The organism is Mesorhizobium sp. Arg314 (genome assembly GCF_053714275.1).
The window spans coordinates 46,668-65,704 of the sequence record NZ_JBSKBP010000021.1 but is presented as its reverse complement, the minus strand read 5'-3'; the positions used below and the strand labels follow the sequence as shown (position 1 = coordinate 65,704).

At 62.3% G+C, this 19,037-nt stretch carries 15 protein-coding genes; 6 read left to right on the top strand and 9 right to left on the bottom strand.

Annotated elements, in window-relative coordinates; translation table 11 throughout:
- Positions 1-39 precede the first annotated feature (39 nt).
- Positions 40-681 carry a cysteine hydrolase family protein gene (locus ACWGS9_RS21610; protein ID WP_454507149.1) on the top strand — a complete coding sequence of 214 codons (642 nt, stop codon included), beginning with the start codon at positions 40-42 and terminating at the stop codon, positions 679-681.
- Between the two features lie 396 nt (positions 682-1,077).
- Positions 1,078-2,391, top strand: coding sequence for a hypothetical protein (locus ACWGS9_RS21605; protein ID WP_454507148.1), 1,314 nt, complete (start codon positions 1,078-1,080; stop codon positions 2,389-2,391).
- Between the two features lie 68 nt (positions 2,392-2,459).
- Here the strand turns inward: ACWGS9_RS21605 and ACWGS9_RS21600 are convergent, their stop codons facing one another.
- The 9 genes from ACWGS9_RS21600 to ACWGS9_RS21560 form a co-directional block, all read right to left on the bottom strand.
- Positions 2,460-4,139: a formate--tetrahydrofolate ligase gene (locus ACWGS9_RS21600; RefSeq protein WP_320312107.1), complete on the bottom strand. Its 1,680-nt coding sequence runs from the start codon at positions 4,137-4,139 to the stop codon at positions 2,460-2,462.
- Positions 4,140-4,569: 430 nt separating this feature from the next.
- Positions 4,570-5,694: a DUF2333 family protein gene (locus ACWGS9_RS21595; protein WP_454507147.1), complete on the bottom strand. Its 1,125-nt coding sequence runs from the start codon at positions 5,692-5,694 to the stop codon at positions 4,570-4,572.
- Between the two features lie 14 nt (positions 5,695-5,708).
- Positions 5,709-7,019 (bottom strand): DUF6638 family protein, encoded by a 1,311-nt coding sequence (locus ACWGS9_RS21590; protein ID WP_454507146.1) that lies wholly within the window; start codon positions 7,017-7,019, stop codon positions 5,709-5,711.
- 106 nt (positions 7,020-7,125) lie between these two features.
- Positions 7,126-7,542: an endonuclease domain-containing protein gene (locus tag ACWGS9_RS21585; RefSeq protein WP_454507145.1), complete on the bottom strand. Its 417-nt coding sequence runs from the start codon at positions 7,540-7,542 to the stop codon at positions 7,126-7,128.
- 99 nt (positions 7,543-7,641) lie between these two features.
- Positions 7,642-9,552, bottom strand: a complete 1,911-nt coding sequence (locus ACWGS9_RS21580) for an AAA family ATPase (protein WP_454507144.1) — start codon at positions 9,550-9,552, stop codon at positions 7,642-7,644.
- Between the two features lie 22 nt (positions 9,553-9,574).
- The gene (locus ACWGS9_RS21575; protein ID WP_454507143.1) at positions 9,575-10,720 is read right to left on the bottom strand and encodes a hypothetical protein; all 1,146 of its coding nucleotides are present in this window, start codon (positions 10,718-10,720) and stop codon (positions 9,575-9,577) included.
- Between the two features lie 35 nt (positions 10,721-10,755).
- On the bottom strand, positions 10,756-11,844 hold the full coding sequence (locus ACWGS9_RS21570; protein ID WP_454507142.1) for a hypothetical protein: 1,089 nt from the start codon (positions 11,842-11,844) through the stop codon (positions 10,756-10,758).
- A 281-nt stretch (positions 11,845-12,125) separates the two neighbouring features.
- Positions 12,126-12,515: a c-type cytochrome gene (locus ACWGS9_RS21565; RefSeq protein WP_454507141.1), complete on the bottom strand. Its 390-nt coding sequence runs from the start codon at positions 12,513-12,515 to the stop codon at positions 12,126-12,128.
- A gap of 251 nt (positions 12,516-12,766) precedes the next feature.
- The gene (locus ACWGS9_RS21560; RefSeq protein WP_454507140.1) at positions 12,767-13,378 is read right to left on the bottom strand and encodes a thymidine kinase; all 612 of its coding nucleotides are present in this window, start codon (positions 13,376-13,378) and stop codon (positions 12,767-12,769) included.
- Between the two features lie 304 nt (positions 13,379-13,682).
- Between ACWGS9_RS21560 and ACWGS9_RS21555 the strand changes: the two genes are divergently transcribed.
- From ACWGS9_RS21555 to ACWGS9_RS21540, 4 genes are all read left to right on the top strand, one after another.
- A complete protein-coding gene (locus ACWGS9_RS21555) occupies positions 13,683-14,618 on the top strand; it encodes a choline ABC transporter substrate-binding protein (RefSeq protein WP_454507139.1) in 936 nt (311 codons plus the stop codon).
- Between the two features lie 201 nt (positions 14,619-14,819).
- Positions 14,820-15,674 (top strand): choline ABC transporter permease subunit, encoded by an 855-nt coding sequence (choW, locus tag ACWGS9_RS21550; RefSeq protein WP_454507138.1) that lies wholly within the window; start codon positions 14,820-14,822, stop codon positions 15,672-15,674.
- Positions 15,671-16,852, top strand: a complete 1,182-nt coding sequence (choV, locus tag ACWGS9_RS21545; RefSeq protein ID WP_454507137.1) for a choline ABC transporter ATP-binding protein — start codon at positions 15,671-15,673, stop codon at positions 16,850-16,852. The genes choW and choV overlap by 4 nt, the downstream gene beginning before the upstream one ends.
- Before the next feature lie 115 nt (positions 16,853-16,967).
- The gene (locus tag ACWGS9_RS21540; RefSeq protein WP_454507136.1) at positions 16,968-19,001 is read left to right on the top strand and encodes an autotransporter family protein; all 2,034 of its coding nucleotides are present in this window, start codon (positions 16,968-16,970) and stop codon (positions 18,999-19,001) included.
- The last annotated feature ends 36 nt before the right edge of the window (positions 19,002-19,037 follow it).

The window sequence follows — 19,037 nt, the reverse complement described above, 5'->3', positions numbered from 1 at the left end:
CTAGCTTCGGCTCATCAACCCGGTCGAAAGGAAACCGCCATGTCAGCACCAGCCAGCCAGCCACGCCGCGCGCTTGTCGTCGTCGACGTCCAGAACGACTACAACGGCGGAAATCTCGCCATCCAGCATCCGCCTTTCGCCGACAGCGTCGCCAATGTGGCACGCGCCATGGATGCCGCCTCGGCGGCCGGCATCAAGATCGTCGTCGTCAAGCAGATGGCGCCGGAGACTTCGCCGATTTTCGCCAAGGGCAGCCATGGCGGCGAACTGCATCCGGAGATCGCCAGGCGCGCACGCGATCATTATGTTGAAAAGACGCTGCCTTCGGCCTTCACCGGCACCGATCTCGAGGCATGGCTGCGCGGCAACGCCATCGATACGATCGCGGTCGTCGGCTACATGACCCACAATTGCGATCTTTCGACCATCATCCACGCCGTGCATATGGGCTTTGCCGTCGAGTTCCTTTCGGATGCCAGCGGCTCGGTGCCCTATGCCAACAGCGCCGGCTATGCGTCGGCCGAGGACATCCATCGGGTGGTGAGCATCGTTTTGCAGTCGCGCTTCGCCGCGGTGCTGAAGACCGCCGAATGGATCGATTGCCTGAAGACCGGCAAGTTGCCTGAGCGCGATACGATCTATGCATCGAACCAGCGGGCCTTGAAGCGAAACGCTGCCTGAACCGCGCGGCTCCGGACCGGAGCGAGGCGCCGTAGCGATGCGGCGCCCTCTGCTTTGAGCTTAACCATAATCCAAGAAGACGTGATCCATTTCACAGAAATCGGTCCTATTCTTTCGAAGAGTCACGCTGCTCTGAAGTTTAGCGCGGTTGGCTGGGGGCTGAAGTGAAAGCGCGCGTCGCAAGAACTGTCCTCGTTCTGGCTCTCGCTGCCGGCGCCGCGCTATTGCCTTGGCCCGCCTTCGCGCAGGTACCGCCGCACGCGCCGGGAACGATCTGCTTCACGCAATTCTTCTGGTGCTGGGCGCAGCCGCCCGGGCCTCCCGGCTATCCTTGCGGGTGCCCGTCGCAATATGGCTTCGTGCCGGGTTACCTGGGCTAGTCGTTGGAGGGCTGAGATGACGGCATCCCACGATCCTCTTGTCTCCGGCCTGCTTGCGGATGCGAAGCTGGTCGCCGGCTATGGCCGCTACGGCGTGTTCAAGGACAGCGCGCTGTTCGCGGCGATCGGCGATGCGGAAAAGCTGACCGATGTGACGGCAAGCCAGCCCGAGGTCGTGAAACTGCAATCGGTGCTCAACGACTGCTCCAGCACCGTGCCGTTCTCCACCCTGGCCGCACTGCGCACCGGCTGGTCGCCGGGCGACATGTCGCGCCGGACCGCGCTTGCGACCTATTTCCTCGTGGCGCTGTCGGTGACGATGATGATCATCATCGGCAAGCTGACCTATGTCTACAACAGGGGCGTTTCGATCAGCGCCGAGCTGCAGGAGATCGACAACAACGATTTCAGCGCCCGGTTCGGACAATCCATCCGGCAGGTCTGGGCAACTAAGAAACAGCTGAGCTTGGCCACGGCGCGGCCGGCATCGACGACCGACCTGACGCTGCTCAAAGACGCTTACTACAATTCCGTCGACAATTTGCATTCTCTCGATCAGCGCTTTTCGTCGCTGCTGGTGAGGGCGCAAGGGTTCATGACGCAGGAGGCGCCGTTCCCGATCTGGGGCATGCAATGGGCCTATTGCAAGCTCTCCGCCTCCGCCGCCAAGGCCGGCGCGCCGCTCGATTTCTCGAACCCGAGGCAGATGGCGATAAACCAATTCTGCAACCAGCAGGTCGCGCTGGGGCAGCAGCAAAGCGGCACTGAGAGCAGTCAGCCGCTCAAACAGTCGGATTTCGACTGCAAGAACGGCGACAACGGCCAACCCAAGACCGAGGTCATCAGCGCCACCGGAACGGCGGGCGAGGTCGAGGACGTGAACGCGGATTTCGATGAAGCGACCCGCAACCTGCAATGCGAAGGCGTCATCACGATCACGCCGAATTCGATCTCGACGCTGACATTGCAGGCCAAGACGCTGGGCGAGGTGCTAAGCCCCTATGCGCTGTGGATCCTGCCGGCGCTCTACGGCGCGCTTGGCGGCATCATGTTCCACATGCGCATGATCCTCAACCCGCTTTTGCCCAATCCGCCGCTGGCGCGGCTCATCCACCGCATCGCGCTCGGCGGGCTGGCCGGGATGATCCTGGCCTGGTTCATGGCGCCGGGCACCAAGCTCGGCGGCGAGGTCACCGGCATAGGCTTCAGCCTGTTCACCTTCGCTTTCTTGTTCGGCTTCAGCCTGGATATCTTCTTCACCATCCTCGACCAGTTCGTCTCGATGTCGGTCGCTGGCATCAAGAAGTTCGGCACCTCGACGGTGGCCTGAGCGATCCGTGCGAACAAAAAAAGGCGCCGCATCGCTGCGGCGCCCGCTTTCGTTCAAGTGGGCCTGTCTTAGAACAGGCCTTCGATCTGGCCGGCTTCGTTCAGAAAGATCTTCTCCGACGACGGCTTGCTCGGCAGGCCGGGCATGGTCATGACCTCGCCGCAGATGATGACGACGAAACCGGCGCCGGCCGAAAGCCTGACCTCGCGCACCGGCACGGTGTGGCCGGTCGGCGCGCCGCGTAGGTTCGGGTCGGTCGAGAAGGAGTACTGGGTCTTGGCCATGCAGACCGGCAAATTGCCGTAGCCGGCCTGCTCCCAGGCATGCAACTGGTCGCGCACCGACTTGTCGGCGATCGCCTCGTCGCCGCGATAGATGCGCTTGACGATGGTGTTGACCTTCTCGAACAGCGGCATTTCGTCCGGATAGAGCGGCGAGAACTGCGAGGCGCCGGATTCGGCGATTTCGACGACCTTCCTGGCAAGGTCCTCAATACCGGCCGAGCCTTGCGCCCAGTGCTTGCACAGGATCGCCTCGGCGCCCTGCGCCTTGACGAAGTCCTTCATCGCCTGGATTTCGGTGTCGGTGTCGGTGGTGAAGTGGTTGATCGCCACCACGGCCGGCACGCCGAACTGCTTCACATTCTCGATGTGGCGGCCGAGGTTGAGACAGCCCTTCTTGACCGCCTCGATGTTTTCCTTGCCGAGGTCTTCCTTCTTGACGCCGCCATTCATCTTCATGGCGCGCACGGTGGCGACGATGACGGCCGCCGACGGCTTCAGGCCTGCCTTGCGGCACTTGATGTCGAAGAATTTTTCGGCACCCAGATCGGCGCCGAAGCCGGCTTCGGTCACCACATAGTCGGCAAGCTTCAGCGCCGTCGTGGTGGCGACGACCGAGTTGCAGCCATGCGCGATGTTGGCGAACGGGCCGCCATGGACGAAGGCCGGGTTGTTCTCCAGTGTCTGCACGAGGTTGGGCTGCATGGCATCCTTCAAAAGAACGGCCATGGCGCCGTCGGCCTTGAGGTCGCGGGCGAAGACCGGCGACTTGTCGCGGCGATAGGCGACGATGATGTCGCCGAGGCGCTTTTCGAGGTCCTTGAGGTCGGTGGCGAGACACAGGATCGCCATCACTTCCGAGGCGACGGTGATGTCGAAGCCGGCTTCACGCGGATAACCGTTAGCGACGCCGCCGAGCGAACAGATGATCTCGCGCAGCGCCCGGTCGTTCATGTCCATGACACGGCGCCAGGCGACGCGGCGGGTGTCGATGCCGAGCTCGTTGCCCCAGTAGATGTGGTTGTCAATCAGCGCCGAAAGCAGGTTGTGCGCTGTGGTGATGGCATGGAAGTCGCCGGTGAAATGGAGGTTCATATCCTCCATCGGCACCACCTGCGCGTATCCGCCGCCGGCAGCGCCGCCCTTGACGCCGAAATTCGGGCCGAGCGAGGCTTCGCGAATGCAGACGATTGCCTTCTTGCCGATGCGGTTCAGGCCGTCGCCGAGACCGACCGTGGTGGTCGTCTTGCCTTCGCCGGCAGGCGTTGGGTTGATGGCGGTGACCAGGATCAGCTTGCCGTCCTTGTTGCCCTTCACCGACTTGATGAACTCGGCCGAGACCTTCGCCTTGTCATGACCATAGGGCAGCAGATGCTCGTTCGGGATACCGATCTTGGCGCCGATCTCCTGGATCTGTTTTTTCTTCGCGGCGCGGGCGATCTCGATGTCGGACTTCACTTCGGCCATGACGGCTTTCCTCTGGATTGGGCGGTGGAAGGAACGGTTTTGATCAATTGTGCATGTTCGGAACGCCGCATGGGCTAGAGCATGATGCCGAAAATTGTGAAGCGGTTTTCGGACGACATCATGCTCCTCTTTGATTTTGGAGGCGGATTCCGATTTCAGGTCGATTCGACCTGAAATCATCCGCCTCCACGGCGTTTTCTAACCCTGTCGCTGCCTAGGCGTCAACTTTCATGCAACTATGTTTCCTGTAAAGAAAGAATATTGCTGTTCCCGGTGCGACCCGCTTCGGGTCTGCGGTGCCCGGTCGCTCGCGCCGTATAGAAGCCAGAGCGGGGGCCGCTTCGCCGTCTCAAAACAGCCGCCCAATGCGCGAAAAGCGACAGGGGCGAAGGCGCAAATCCGCCATCGCCCCGACTGACGGACGCCAGCCCTATTGCGTCAGAACGTTACTGATCTCGACCATGTTGGAGCGCACCCTGAGAATATAGAACCCCATCGTCGTCAGATGCGTCGGCAGGAGCCAGCCATCCTCGCGGCCATTGGCGATGATGAAGGGCTGGATGCGCAACGCCGAGACGAATTGCTGGTCCATCGTGTCCCACAGGTTCTGCAGGTGCTTTTCCTTGATAACGCCCTCGAAATCGGCCTGCGCGCCTTTCATGAGCCCGTAATAGGCATAGAGCTGGCCATAGGCGAACCAGAAGCGATCGTCGGCGCGGGTATCGAACCAGCCATTGTTATGGTTTTCGGCGCGCTCCTTGAGGATCGCCGAGGTCGAGCCGATGTCCGACGAGATGCGGTCGATATATTGCTTCAAATTGTCGGCGCGCGCATCGAAGGTCGCCTGGCAGGTGGCGAGACGGGCGTTGAAGGAGCGCAGCTTGCGCACCGCGTCGCGATAGTAGCTCGGCGTCGGCGTCTTGGGGCCGAACGGATTGAGCCCGAAATACCAGGTGTACTCGTCGAATTGCAGATTGCCGCGCGCGTCCTGCAGGTCGGCGTCGATCTGCGAGGTGGTGCGCACGCGGCCGAGATTGTCGGCAAGCTCGGTCGCGGTGCGCCGCACCGCCTGATTGATGCCGCGCTGGAAGGACGCCTTGTTGTCCATCCATGGCGTGTCGTCCCAGTTGATGCTGAACAGACCGAGCTTGTAGAGGATCATCGACGAGATCCAGGCATTCTGGTTGACGTTGAAGTCCGTCAGATCGGCCGCAACCTGGGCGATCGCCGAATTGCCGCAGGTCTTGGCCGTATCGGTGCCGGCGCCGGCCGCAACCTGCTCGCCGGCCGAAACGTTGCGCTTCTCGAAGGTGTATTTGTCGGGATAGTTTGGATCGAAATTGTTCCACCACTGGGTGGCGTAGAAGAAATTGGCGTAAAGGCCGATCAGCACGACGATAGCAAGCCCGACCACCGCCTTGAGGATCCAGCCGCGCTGGCCATACCAGCGGCCGACCCACATGAACGGCCACAGGATGACGCCGATGATAAAGCCGATGCCGCGGCCTATCCATTGGAAGATCTGGGTGAAGAAGTTCACGATCGGGTCGAGCATGGCTGTGACACCCCTCAGTCAGTCAGGCCGTAAAGGCGCGCGCGGAACGCCGCCTTGTCCGTCAAATATGTGGTTTTCAGAACGTCCACAACATGCGACCGCCAGGCGTCGCTGTAGCCGTCATAGTCCTTGTAGAAGCCCGGCTTGTTGAAGACGTAACGGGAGACGAAGTCCTGCGGCACGAAATCCGAGATCAGCTGGTTGGTCAGCCAGGCATCGGGATGATCGGGCTTGGCGCGCACGACCAGGAAGCGCTGGCGCGGCGGCACATCCTCGATCTTGAGATGGCCGTACTGGGCGATCTCGCGCTTGGCGGCGTTGAGGAAGGGAAAGTTCCCGTCGCTTGCGATCAGGTCGGCATGGCCGTGGATCCAGGTCTGCAGCCAGACCTTGTCGACATCGGTCAGATTGCGGTTGGGTTCGGTGTCGCGGATCAGTGCCCGCACGACCATCTCGGCACGGTGTTCGAGATAGCCGGAAGCCTCGATCCATGAGGCGCGCGGCAGGTCGAGGCGCCCGGTGGCGGCAAGGAAGCGGAACACCTTGTCGGCGTCGTTGATCGACAGATAGCTCACCTGCCAGGGGCGCGAGCGGCGGAAGCCGGGAGCGGCCGGATCGCAGATCACCGTCGTCATGTCGGGGTCGACGAAGACGTAGAGCCCGCCGAAATGGCTGGTCCAGTAGGCGTTGTGGCGGAAGATAACCTGGTCCGGCACCAGCGCGTTCTCGCGGATGTCGCCGCAGATCTTGGCGAGATCGACCATGCGCTCGAGCATGGCGTTGTCGCGCCAGGCGTCGGGCTCCTGCTTCAGCCGGTCGACGAGCTTGCCGAGCTCGGCCGCCTTGCCCAGCACGTCCTCGGCCGACAACACCTTGAACTCGACCTGGTTGATCGACAGCAGGTCCTCGATGTCGTTGACCTTTGGAACGGAGTCCTCGATCTCGCCGTAGATCACGTCCTTGATGGTCAGCGCGTCGATGGCGCGCTGGTTCTTCGACATGAACTCGAACATCAGTTGCGAGGTGTTGGAGAAGGCAGTGTGGACCACCGGCAGGTCGATCTGCGACGGCGTCAGGATGATGAAACGGCGGTTGACCTCGTTCGGGTCGAGATAGTCGTAGTCGCCGCACTCCTCGGCGACCTCGGGCGAGAAGCCGGTGCGATCGATCTGGAAGCTCGCAAGCTTGGTCGGCTGGAGGCCGAAGGCGGCAAGCGCCTTGTTGTAGCGCTGGACAAGATGCGGCTCGTCGACGGTGAGCAAGCGGCCGTAGATCAGATCGTTGTCGCGCAAAAGGTCGGGTTTTTTGGCGGGATGACGGTTCATATGCGTGCATCCATGGAATTGGGTGGAAGACTAGGCGCGTACGCTGACGCCCCCCTCTCCCCGTTCTTCACGGGGAGAGGGTAAGGGTGAGGGGCGGCGCCAGCGGTCAAGGACGTGGCTCCCCGTAACCTTGAGCCGCAATGAATCGAAGCTCATGCGTTTCAATACGTCGATCGAGTCGCCCTTCCACGGCAGCGAGTATCGTTTCGAGCACTTCTTCTTGAGCTTTCAATACGTCAAAGTTCCAAAAGCGAAGGACGGACCAACCGTTTGAAACTATGAAGCTATCCCTGACTTGGTCATACTTGCTATCGGCATGCTGGCTGCCATCAATCTCGATAGCTAGCTGGCATCCTCTGCAGGCGAAATCGGCGAAATACCAGCCTATCGGGAACTGCCGCACGAACTTGTGGCCGTTCAATCTGCGGCCACGTAGCTCCAACCAAAGTGCGCCTTCGGCATCGTTGTCTGACTGGCGCAATCGCCTTGCTCGCTTCGTCGTCTCGATTACCGGCCCACGCATGCGCTGCCCCTCACCCTACCCTCTCCCCGTGAAGAACGGGGAGAGGGGGGCCAAGCGTTGGAGCCACGCCTTTCAGCACCTGTGGGCAGCAAAGCAACCTCAAGCATTCCACAGGCCCTTCTTCTTCATCTCCTCCATCTCGCGCGCCGCGCGCTCGCGCAGCCTCGCGTCACGCAGCAGCTTCTCCACGGCCGCGTCGTCGGATTTGTCGGAATAGCGGAACTCGCTGTCGGCGTAGCGGTTGATCTCCTGCATGACCATATCCATCGAAAATGGTCCGCGCAGTTCCTCGATCATCGCCTTCTTGTCGTCGTAGCTTTTGTGCATGAAGGCTTCCGGCTTCTCGAACCAGTCGTCCGGCAACTCGATGTCCATAGCGCGCATCTTGATGGCGTCGGTGACGTTCTTGATGGCGCGGCCGGTGAAGCGCGGCTCGGCGTCCTTGATCATGTGCAGGTAGGTGCCGACATCGGCCATGGTCTTCGGCGCGCCGTTCTCCTTCATGTAGCGCTCATAGACCTTCATCAGCCCGTCTTCCTGCGGCTTCTCGTGCTCTTCATAGGCCTCGGTCACGGCACGCTGGATCTCCTGCGCGGCATAGAGTTCGTGCGGCCCAAGCGGGATCCTGTGGTTCTTGCCGGCGAGCAGCACGAAGATGTCGATATAGTCGTCGCGGGTCTGCGGACCATCGACCAGCCAGCGGGCGCCAGCGCGCTGGCGCAGCGCGTCGTCGACGTTTTCGGGATAGTTGGAAAACATGCCGAAGGAGCAGTTGCCGCGCACCACTGTCGAGGCGCCGGCAAAGGCATCCATCAAGACGCCGGTGATCTCCTGCTGGCCGGCCGATGCGCGGTCGTCGGACCGGCGCGCGGCGACCTGGTCGATGTCGTCGATGGTACCGAAGCCGATGACACGCGGATTGAGCACGTTGTTGATGAACTGGCGGCAGTTCTGGCCGGACTTACCCTGGTAGGACGAAATCTGGTCGACGCCGAAATTCTCGTAGGCGAAGGGGTAGCCGGCCACCTGGCAATAGCCGTTGACGAGGCCGGCGATCATCTGGATCAGCGTCGTCTTGCCGGTGCCCGGCGCACCGTCGCCGATGAAGGTGAAGAGGAAGCCGCCGAGCTCGACGAAAGGGTTCAGCTCGCGCTCGAAATCGTAGGCCATCAGCATCTTGGCCAGCCTGACCGACTGGAATTTGGCGATGTGGTTGCCGACGACCTCTTCGGGCTTTTTGAAGGTCATCACCAGCGGCTTGGAGCGCTTGCCGGGCGCGATGTCGAAGCCGTCGAGGGTAAAATCGTCGACATCGATGCGGATATGCGCGTTCTCGAACGGGCCGATGCCGTCGAAGCGACCTTTTCGCGCCAACAGACCGTCGATGGCGGCGCGGGCAAAGGCGCGCGCCCGCGTCGTCAGGTCGGCGTCGTCCTTCGAACCGGCGATCGCCTTGTCGAGGCCGGCGACGATCGACTTCACCGCGTCCTGCGGCGTATCGAACAGGAAGTCGGGCTCGGGAATGTCGTTCGGCGCTTCGCCGTCGCTGTCGATCAGCTGGAACAGGTAGGAGGCGAAGCTGAAGGCCGAAACGTAAGCCGAAGCCGACAAAAGCTTCTTGAAGGTCGACGCTTCATCGCCCTCGAGCGGCGCGCGGACGTTCCTGGCCTGCAGGCTTTCGAGATCGGAGCCTTCGGCGAAGACATCCGATATGGCCAGCGCGATCGCCAGGCCGCGCCGGGCGCGGAACAGGAGCGTGTGCTGCGGGATCGTCATCAACTGGTCATCGGGGTGGGCGGCCGCGACCGTCTTCGAGAGCTCGACCTCGCGCGTGCGGCGCACCGAGCCGACCGACACCGTCGAGACGAAGCGGCGGTTGGTGCCGGCGAGCGCGGTGCCGGATTCGCGCGAAGGGTCCTCCAGCACGACGATGCGGGTGATGAAGCTCTGCGCGGTCGCGCGGTGCTTTTCGATTGCCGCTTCCGAGATCGTGGTCAGGCCGGTGTCCATGAAGGATGCTCCGCGGTTGAAATCAGACGTCGCTGATGACCTGTCCGTTGGACAGGATGTGGACCTTGTAGCCGGAAAAGATCTTCTGCGCCTCGCCCGCGGCGTAGAGCGCCTGGTAGGCCTCGTGCGGGATCAGCGCATGGTTCTCGTAGCTCGAGACGCCCTGGCGCGCCGCTTCCAGATCGTCGGTGTTGATGAAGAATTCCTGCGTCGTCTTCTCGCTGGAGAACAGGCCCTTGCGGCCGGGCTTCTCGCTCTTGGAAAAGACTTCCTGGATGGTCCAGGTGAGCAGCCAGGCGTTCTCCGGCTTGCGTACCTTGGCGAGCACCTCGGTCACGGTCGAATTGTTTTCGGTGATGCCGGCCGAGTAGAAGGGTCCGAGCACGACGCGCCGGAGCTGCTTGGGATGCAGCGGCTCGAAATCCTTGTCGAGATTGACCGCAATGGTCGCTGGCGACAGCGTATAGGCCGAGTTCTTTTCGGTGAAATCGTCGAAGCGGTGGGCAAGCTCCGGATTGAGCAGGCCGTCAACGGGGAGGGGAATGTCGACACGCTCGTTGAGCTTGCCGTTCACGTCGACCAGCTGGCGCACCATGCATTCGGAGGAGTCCTCCACAGTCACCATGTAGACCAGCGGCAGGTTGGCGCTGCCGTCGAACGAGGCCCAGTGGACGAGATAATAGGGCCGCATGGTCTTCGGGTTGACCGAGACCTTGGCCGTCTGCGCCAGCGTGAAGGGGCCAAAGGTCGCCTCGCTCCTGACGTCCTCCAGATAGAGCCGCTCGGCCATCGACTTCTGCAGCGCTTCGGGAAATTCCTTGTGGCGCAGGATGAAGTCGGCCATCTCCTCGCGCAGTTCTCCGGCCTGCGGGATGTTGGCCAGGCGGGCATCGGCCTGCTGGCGGTCGTTTTCCAGCTCGAGCAGGTTCTGGAAGACGGGGTAGCCGCTTTCGGCGCGCGAAATGCGGAAGGTGTCCATGAAGCCCAGCCGGTTGCGCCAGCAGGCAAAGGACTTGTCCAGCCGCGCGATATACTCCGCGACGATCTTGGCGACGATGCCGTGCCGGTAAAGCGGCGAGCGGTCGTCGCGCATGAACACTTCCAGCCCGCTCAGCGCCGCCGTGATGGCGGAGAAATAGCGTGCCGCCGCGTCGTTCTCAGGTGTCATTGTGGCTGCCGTGGTAATGAAGTCAGCGGCGTCGCCTACGACTGTACATAGTTGGCGGCGTTGTGCTTCTTCATCACATCGTCGAAGCGGCGGGCGAAGGCATCGTCGGCAAGCTTCTTGCGGCGCTGGATGTCGGCGCTGGCCACCATGTTCTTCTCATGCATCTCCAGCAGGTCGCCGATGTGCTTCTGTGAGGCGGCGCCGATGCCGGCCATCGTCTCCTCGGCCGTGTTGTCGACCTGGCTGCCCAGCGTGTTGATCTTGTGGGCGACGTCCTGCTGGGCAGCGGTCTTCAGCGAATCTTCCAGGGCCTTGTAGAGGACGATGCGCTGCTCTGTGTCGATGGTCAGCTTGTTGATCAGCGTCGACTGCGCGGCGATCTGGTTGTTGAGCGAATCGACGAAGGTCTGGAACATCGAAGTATAGCGCTCCAGCGTCTGGCTTTCGGCGAGCAACTCCTGCTCCTTGGCCTGCTTCTCGTTGTATTCGGTCGCCATTTTCGAGCGCTCGCCTTCAAGCCCGGTGCGCTCCTTCTGGGTCGTGGAGGCGGCGATCTTGTTCTCGATGTCGAGCAGCAGAGGGTTCAATTCCTCGATGCGCTTCTGCACCGCTTCAAGATCGGTCATGGTCACCTTGCGGCGCTCGATCACCTGCGACAGGCTGGCCTCGGAGGTCTTGTAACGCTGGTCGAGGACCTGTTTCTGCGCCTTCAAGATGCCAACGATGGTGTCCGACTTCGCCAAAAGCTCCTGCAGGTTGCCGGCCAGCGACATGTTGCGGACGCGGTCGGTGCGCATGCGCTGCTTGCGCTGCGCCGAAAAGACGCCGACGAAGTTTTCCCAGCCGGTGTAGTTCTTCATGCTTTCGAATTCGGCGCCGAAGACGTTGGTGGCGTCCTCCAGCCCGATGATCAGGTCGGCAATATTGCCTTCCATGACCTTCTGCTGCTTGAGCACGTCCTCGATGCGGGCATTCTCGATGTCGAAATTGGCGTCGCCGATCTTCTTGTCGGCCTGAGCAAACGTGTCGAGCACCGTGCCGGACTGCTCGATCCTGGTGCGCATGTCCTGCACGACCTGCTTGGTCTTGGCAATTTCGGCATCGAAATTCTGCAATGTCGCCAATGGGGCCTCCCGCTTCGGCATCCGTTTCCGTGTCGTGGCGGCGAATATATGTGGGGCTTCAAGGGATTGAAAGAAGGAAGACAAGGGGAGGCGTCAAAACAAAAGAAGTGGTTAGGTTCTTGAAAGACAAGGCAAGCATGCGTAAGGCGCCCAGTAACGCGCACCGTCGTCGACCGGCTTTAGCTGACATGCCTTAAGGTCTTGTTTTTGCGAACGGCCAAGGTGATCAAACAGCGCCGGCAAATCTCTTGCGGCGGCAATACCGGTTTCTCCGGCACCGATCAGGGCTTGGGGTCTGCCTTGAGATAGGCAATCACGTTGGCGATGTCGTCATCGCTGGTCAGGCCGGTAAAGGCCATTCTGTTGCCTGGAACCTTCTGCCTGGGCGCCTTGAGATATTCGGCGAGGTTGGCTTCGTTCCAGACGAGGCCGGCGGCGCCGGCATCCTTCATGGCTTGCGAATAATGGCCGGCAAAACTTTCCGCCGAACCGGCCTTGCGGCCGACGACACCCATCAGATGCGGACCGACCTTGTCGCGATCCGTCGCCGCCTCGTGGCAGGCAACGCAACGGTTGAAGACCTTCTTGCCCAGCGCCGCATCGCCATCGGCATGCGCGGCAAGGCCGCCGGCAAGCAGCAAGACCGCGGCGGACGAAATGGCTCGAAGCATGAAGGGGTCTCCCGATGGCTTTGGCTAGATAAGAATCGCTGGCCCGCTCCAGCTCTCTATTTTTACGCAATTTCCGGACGGAAAACTGCTGCGCACTTTTCCTGGAATTGCCCCCTAAGGTCTGAAATGACCGGCAGGCCTTAACCAAGGCAGCATAAAACCGCGCATTGCAAGCGGGTGGCAGCGGGCTACCCGATGCCGGCTACCCGATGCCGGCTACCCGATGATTGCCAGCCATCAGGCTTCCCTGCTCAGCGGCTGACAAAACCGATGAAGTCGTCGGGTGCTGCCCTGCCCATCTCCTCTTCCCAATGGCGGCGGCAGAGCGAAACATAGACGTCCTTGCCGATCGCCACTTGCTCGCCCTGCTTGGCCACCTTGCCGTCGGGCCCAAGGCGCACCACCATCGTCGCCTTGCGGCCGCAGCGGCAGATGGTGCGCACCTCGCGCAGGTCGTCGGCAATGGCGAGCAGCGCTTGCGAGCCGGAGAACAGATTACCCTGGAAATCCGTGCGCAGACCGTAGCACATGACCGGAATGCCCAGCCGGTCGACGATGCGGGCGAGTTGCCACACCTGCTCCTCCTCGAGGAACTGCGCCTCGTCAACAAAGATGCAATGCACCGGGGCATGCTGGTGATGCTCGGCGACCCTGGCATAGAGATCGTCGCCGTCGCGGAACATCTCGGCCTCGGATTCCAGACCGATGCGCGATGAGATCAACCCGTTGTCGCCCTTGCGATAGTGGCCGGCGACGAACAGCATCGTCGACATGCCGCGTTCGCGATAGTTGTAGGACGCCTGCAAAAGCATGGTCGTCTTGCCGGCATTCATCGTCGCGTAGTGGAAGTAAAGCTTGGCCATGTCGCTCTTTTAGGTGTGGCGGGCTTCGGGTGAGGCCGGCCCGACCTGCATCTCGGCACACCCTAAGCCGACTTGCCGCGGCACGGGGAGGGGGCGCCGGCGCCGTCCACCAAAAAACTCCCTGCCGTCCAAAATTTCGATGTCGTTCAAAAACCTGTCATGTCGCTTAAAGGCCAGTGCGCGCCGTTCATCGTGATGTTGAACCGCTTGAAACAACATCAAAATGGTGTTTGGCTGATGAAACAAGGCGGGCGCAAGAACCGTGACTTCGCATCGCCTAAGAAATTGCAATGGGAGAAAGTTCATGTCGCGTATGAAATCTATCGTCGCTGGCCTCGGCCTGGCGGCGCTTCTGACCACGACCGCCGCTTATGCCGGCGATCCGGCGAGCTGCAAGGCAGTTCGCCTGTCCGACGTCGGCTGGACGGACATCCAGGCGACCACGGGCCTGGCCTCGGTGCTGCTCACCGCGCTCGGCTACGAGCCGCAGACGATCCAGCTTTCGGTGCCGGTGACCATGGCCTCGCTGAAGAACAAGGACCTCGACGTCTTCCTCGGCAACTGGATGCCGTCGATGACCAACGACATCAAGGACTACACCGCCGACGGCTCGGTCGAGACGATCAGCACCAACCTGACCGGCGCCGGCTATGGCATCGTCGTGCCGACCTATGTCGCGGACGCCGGCGTCAAGTCGCTGACAGACCTCGGCAAGTTCAAGGACAAGTTCAACGGCAAGATCTACGGCATCGAGGCCGGCAATGACGGCAACCGCATCATCCTCGACATGATCAAGAACCCGAAGGACAACCTCGCCGGGTTTGAATTGGTCGAGTCCTCGGAAGCCGGCATGCTGACGCAGGCCGAGCAATCGATGAAGAACAATGAGTGGATCGCCTTCCTCGGCTGGACGCCGCATCCGGTGATGGGCGCCATGAAGATCACCTATCTCGACGGCATGGGCGACAGCGGCTTCGGCGCCGCCACCGTCTTCACCAATGTGCGCAAGGGCTACACCACCGAATGCCCGAACGCCGGCAAGTTCATCGCCAACCTGAAGTTCAATCTGGACATGGAAGGGCAGATGATGGACGCGATCCTGAAGGGTGGCGATGCCCAGACGGTGGCGAAAGACTGGTTGAAGAAGCATCCGGATGCGGTCGCGCCGTGGATTGCCGGCGTCACCACCTTCGACGGCGGCGACGCGGCTGCCGCCGTCAAGACCGCGCTCGGGAGCTGAGCCGGCTTTTGAGTCCGGCATGATGATCCGGAAGAGGGCAGCCAGTAGAAAAGGCTGCCCTTTTTCTTAAAGCGCGCCGCGCTCTAAGTCTCTGTTTTTACTCATGTCATTTTCCCAAAATCGCTGCGCACTTTTGGGTGACATGCGTTAAGCTGTGAGAAGATGACCGTACGGAAAGTGCGGCGAAGCCGAGAGGGGAAGATGGATCCGATTTCGAAATTCCTGACCGATTACAAAATCCCCATCGGGCCGTGGGGCAAGGCTTTCTTCGGTTTCCTGACCGACAATTTCGACACCGTCTTCCGGGCGTTTTCAAACGGGCTGAACTTCATCCTCGACGGGGCGGTGAACCTCCTGCTGATGGTGCCGCCCGTGCTTTTGGCGCTGGTCATCGCGATCGTCGCCTGGCTGCTGCAGCGTTCGCGGCCACTTGCCATCGGCGTCTTCCTCGGCCTGATCTTCATCATCAATCAGAACCTGTGGAAGCAGACGGTGCAGACACTGGTGCTGGTGGTTGCCGCCGCCGCCATGGCGATGGCGATCGGCGTGCCGCTCGGCATCTGGGCCGCGCACAAGCCGAAGGTCTACCGCGTCATGCTGCCGGTGCTTGACCTCATGCAGACGCTGCCGACCTTCGTCTACCTGATCCCGGTGCTCACGCTGTTCGGCCTCGGCAACGCGCCCGGCCTGATCGTCACCATCATCTTCGTCATCCCGACAGCCGTGCGACTCACCCATCTCGGCGTGGTCTCGGTGCCCAAGGCAATCGTCGAAGCGGGCGAGGCGTTCGGCGCCACCAAGCGCCAGCTTCTGTGGAAGGTGGAGCTGCCATCGGCGCTGCCGACCATCATGGCGGGCCTGACGCAATCGATCATGCTGTCGCTGTCGATGGTGGTGTTCGCAGCCCTCATCGGCGCTGGCGGCCTCGGCACGGAAATCAACCGCGCGCTCGGCTCGCGCCGCATCGATCTCGGGCTTGAAGCTGGCCTGGCAATCGTCGTGCTCGCCATCGTGCTCGACCGCATGACCCGCATCGGCGTTGGAGGCAAGAAATGACCGTCGCGGTTGATTTCAAGAACGTGGACATCGTCTTCGGCGCCGATCAGGCCGGTTCGCTGGCGATGATCGACAAGGGCGCCACGCGCGCCGAGATCCTCGAACAGACCGGCAATGTGCTGGGTTGCGCCGGCGCCAGCCTGACCGTGCATGAGGGCGAGATCTCGGTGCTGATGGGCCTGTCCGGCTCCGGCAAGTCGACCCTGCTCAGGGCCGTCAACCGGTTGAACGTCGTGTCGCGCGGCCAGGTCCTGGTCAAGGATGGCGACCGTACCGTCGATGTCGTCACCTGCGACGAGGCGACCTTGCGGCGGCTGCGCCAGAAGCAGGTGGCCATGGTGTTCCAGCAGTTCGGCCTGCTGCCTTGGCGCACGGTCGAGGAAAATGTCGGCTTCGGCCTCGAGCTTGCCGGCGTGCCGGAGGCAGAACGCAAGGCGCGCGTGCAGAAGCAGCTGCAGCTTGTCCATCTCGACCAGTGGTCGAAGAAATATGCCCACGAGCTTTCGGGCGGTATGCAGCAGCGCGTCGGTCTCGCCCGGGCCTTCGCCACCGAGGCACCGATCCTGTTGATGGACGAGCCGTTCTCGGCGTTGGACCCGCTGATCCGCACCAAGCTGCAGGACGAATTGCTGCAGCTCCAGGCCGAGCTGAAGAAGACCATCATCTTCGTCAGCCACGACCTCGAGGAGGCGCTGAAGATCGGCAGCCACATCACGATCATGGAGGGCGGTCGCATCGTGCAGACCGGCGCGCCGGAAGACATCGTGCTCAGGCCTGCCAACGACTATGTGCGCGACTTCATCGCCAATGTTAACCCACTGTCGGTGCTGACGGCATGGAACGTGATGCGGGACCGTCGCGACCTGGAGCAGGGCGATAATGGCTGGGTGTGGCTCGACCGGCGCAAGACGACGCGCTTCAAGATCGACGACCACGGCCTGGTGGCCGCCGCCGAGCGCGACGGCAAGCCGGCGGTGTGGGTCTCCTGCGCGGACGTCGAGAGCCAACCCGAGGAGGGAGCCCAGGTGTTCTGGGCCAATCCCGGCACGCCGCTGAAAACGGTGATGCTGGCCATGCACCGTTCACAGACGGCGCCGGTGGCGCTGTTCGACGAAGGCTCGCGCTTCGTCGGCGCGATCGGCATCCGCGACGTGCTGAGCGCGGTGCTGAGGCGATAGGGCCTCGTCGCAGGCGCCGCCCAGATCCCCGGTCTAGGCGCGCTGCCTGCGGCTTGTTTTTCATCTCCATCGAGCGCAGAGTCAGCTTGTTGCGTGCCCATGCGCCGAGGGGGTGATGCCGACGCCGCGCAGAGGGGTTCCAGGCGCGGTTGCGCTGTCGATTTTCGTTGCGGTCCCGCTTGGAAGCGGCGCGGCGTTTTCCCAAAGCTTTGTCATCGGCAATGGCGTCACCGCTGGCCAGCAGACGATGACCGGTGCCGGCGACACCGGGGTCGTGACTCCAGGCGGAGCGATCGAAACATTCGGCGCTGGCGTCGATGCCGTGCGGATGTTCAATTCGGGCCAGCGGCTCACCAATTTCGGGTTGGTTGCAACGTTGGGCGGCGGTGCCGCCAATGTGCATTCGCAAGGGCCCGACGCAACCATCCTCAACAACGGCGCCGTTCTGGCGATAGGCGATGCCTCCATCGGCATTTTGTCAGAAGGTGGCAATGCGCGTATCGTGAACAACGGCTCGATAGAAGCGCTTGGCGTCGCCACATACGGCATCATCAGCGACGCCCCGGGCGGGCGTGTGGACAACCATGGCTTTATCGGGGTTTCCGGCACGGCCGCCGGCGGCATAATCGGCGACGGGCCGGACCTGACGATAGACAATAGCGGCTCGATCGAGGCCTATGGGACCGCCGCCGCCGGAATCATCTGGCAGAACAACGGTCTTCAACTTCAAAATTCCGGGTCGATCACGGTGTCGGGGCTGGCTTCCGTCGGCATCGGCGCCAGCGGCGACGACATTGCAATTGCCAACAGCGGCACGGTCAATGTCTTCGGGACAACATCGACTGGCATCGGCACCCTGTTCGGCAACGCGACGATCACCAATTCCGGCTCGGTCATCGTGGAGGGTGCGGGCGGCGTGGGCATTGCCGCCCAGGGCAGCAGCTCCGTCGTCACCAATTCCGGCCGCGTCTTCAGCGACCAGAGTGTGGCGATCTATTTCGGCGCGCCCGGCGCGACGCTGAACCTTTTGGGGGGGACGGCCATTCAGGGACCGATCGTCTTTTCCGGCGGCGGCAACATCGTGACCTTCGGCCCCGCACTCAGCGCCGTCATGAGTTTTTCCGGAAGTGGCCTGCCGCAAACCGTCCTGACCGGCGGCAGGCCGTTCGTGACGAGCGGCAACAGCGTGGCGGTGGCGGACATCACCGGATTTGCGAGCAGCGCGCCGCTGTTGGAAGACCTTGTCGACGGCATAGCCGGCGTCGCCGAGGCGCGGATGGCCGCCCCAGGCAACGACCTGCTTGCGCCGAATAACGGTCGGGACGCCTGGATCTCCACTTTTGGCGGGATACGCTCCCAGGGCGGTTCCGGCGCATCGGCCGGATTCAGCGAGGCGCTGGGCGGCGTCGTCGCCGGGGCCGAAAGGCGCTCGGGCGACGGCTTTCTGGGCGGCGTGCTGCTGGGAGGCGCTGCCGGATCGACCAAGGTCGACGATGACGCGCAGGAGATCGCTCATCGCAGCGTATTTGCGGGCGGTTATCTCGGCTATGACGGAGGTGCGCATTTTGCCGAGGCGACATTCGTTGCCGGCGCGCTCCAGGAGCGCAGCCGCCGCCGTGTCGCGAACAATCTGCTGCTCGATGGCGTCGAGACGGCGCGGGCCGATTCCAACGGCATCTTCCTCAGTCCGTCGATTGCGCTCGGCATGCGGCTGCCGGTCGCGGCCGGTACGCTGATACCCAGCGTTCGGCTGCGTTACGCCGGGCTCTTCATCGACGGCTACTCGGAGACTGGTTCGGACGGCGACCTCGTGGTCTTGCGGCGCGACGTCAACGTCTTCGAGGCGCGTGGCCAGCTCGCGCTGGCCCTGGCGCCCGTCAGCACGCGAAGTCAGGCCTGGCAAACCACGCTTCGGGCCGGGATCGACGCGATAGCGCAAGACAGCGACGCGGTGTCGGCGACGCTGCTTGGCCAGGACATCTCTTTTGCCGCCGGCGGCAAAAAGATGGTGTTGCGCGGTTTTGCCGGCGCGGACGTCGCGGCGGAGGTAGGTCACGGCATGACCCTGAATGCCGGCTTCGAGGCCGGCTACGGAAGCGACAATGCCTTCACGGTCCGGGGACAAACTCGCCTAAGCAAGGCTTTTTGAGGGGTGCTCGATAAAGCTTCGCGCCGGCGCATAGGC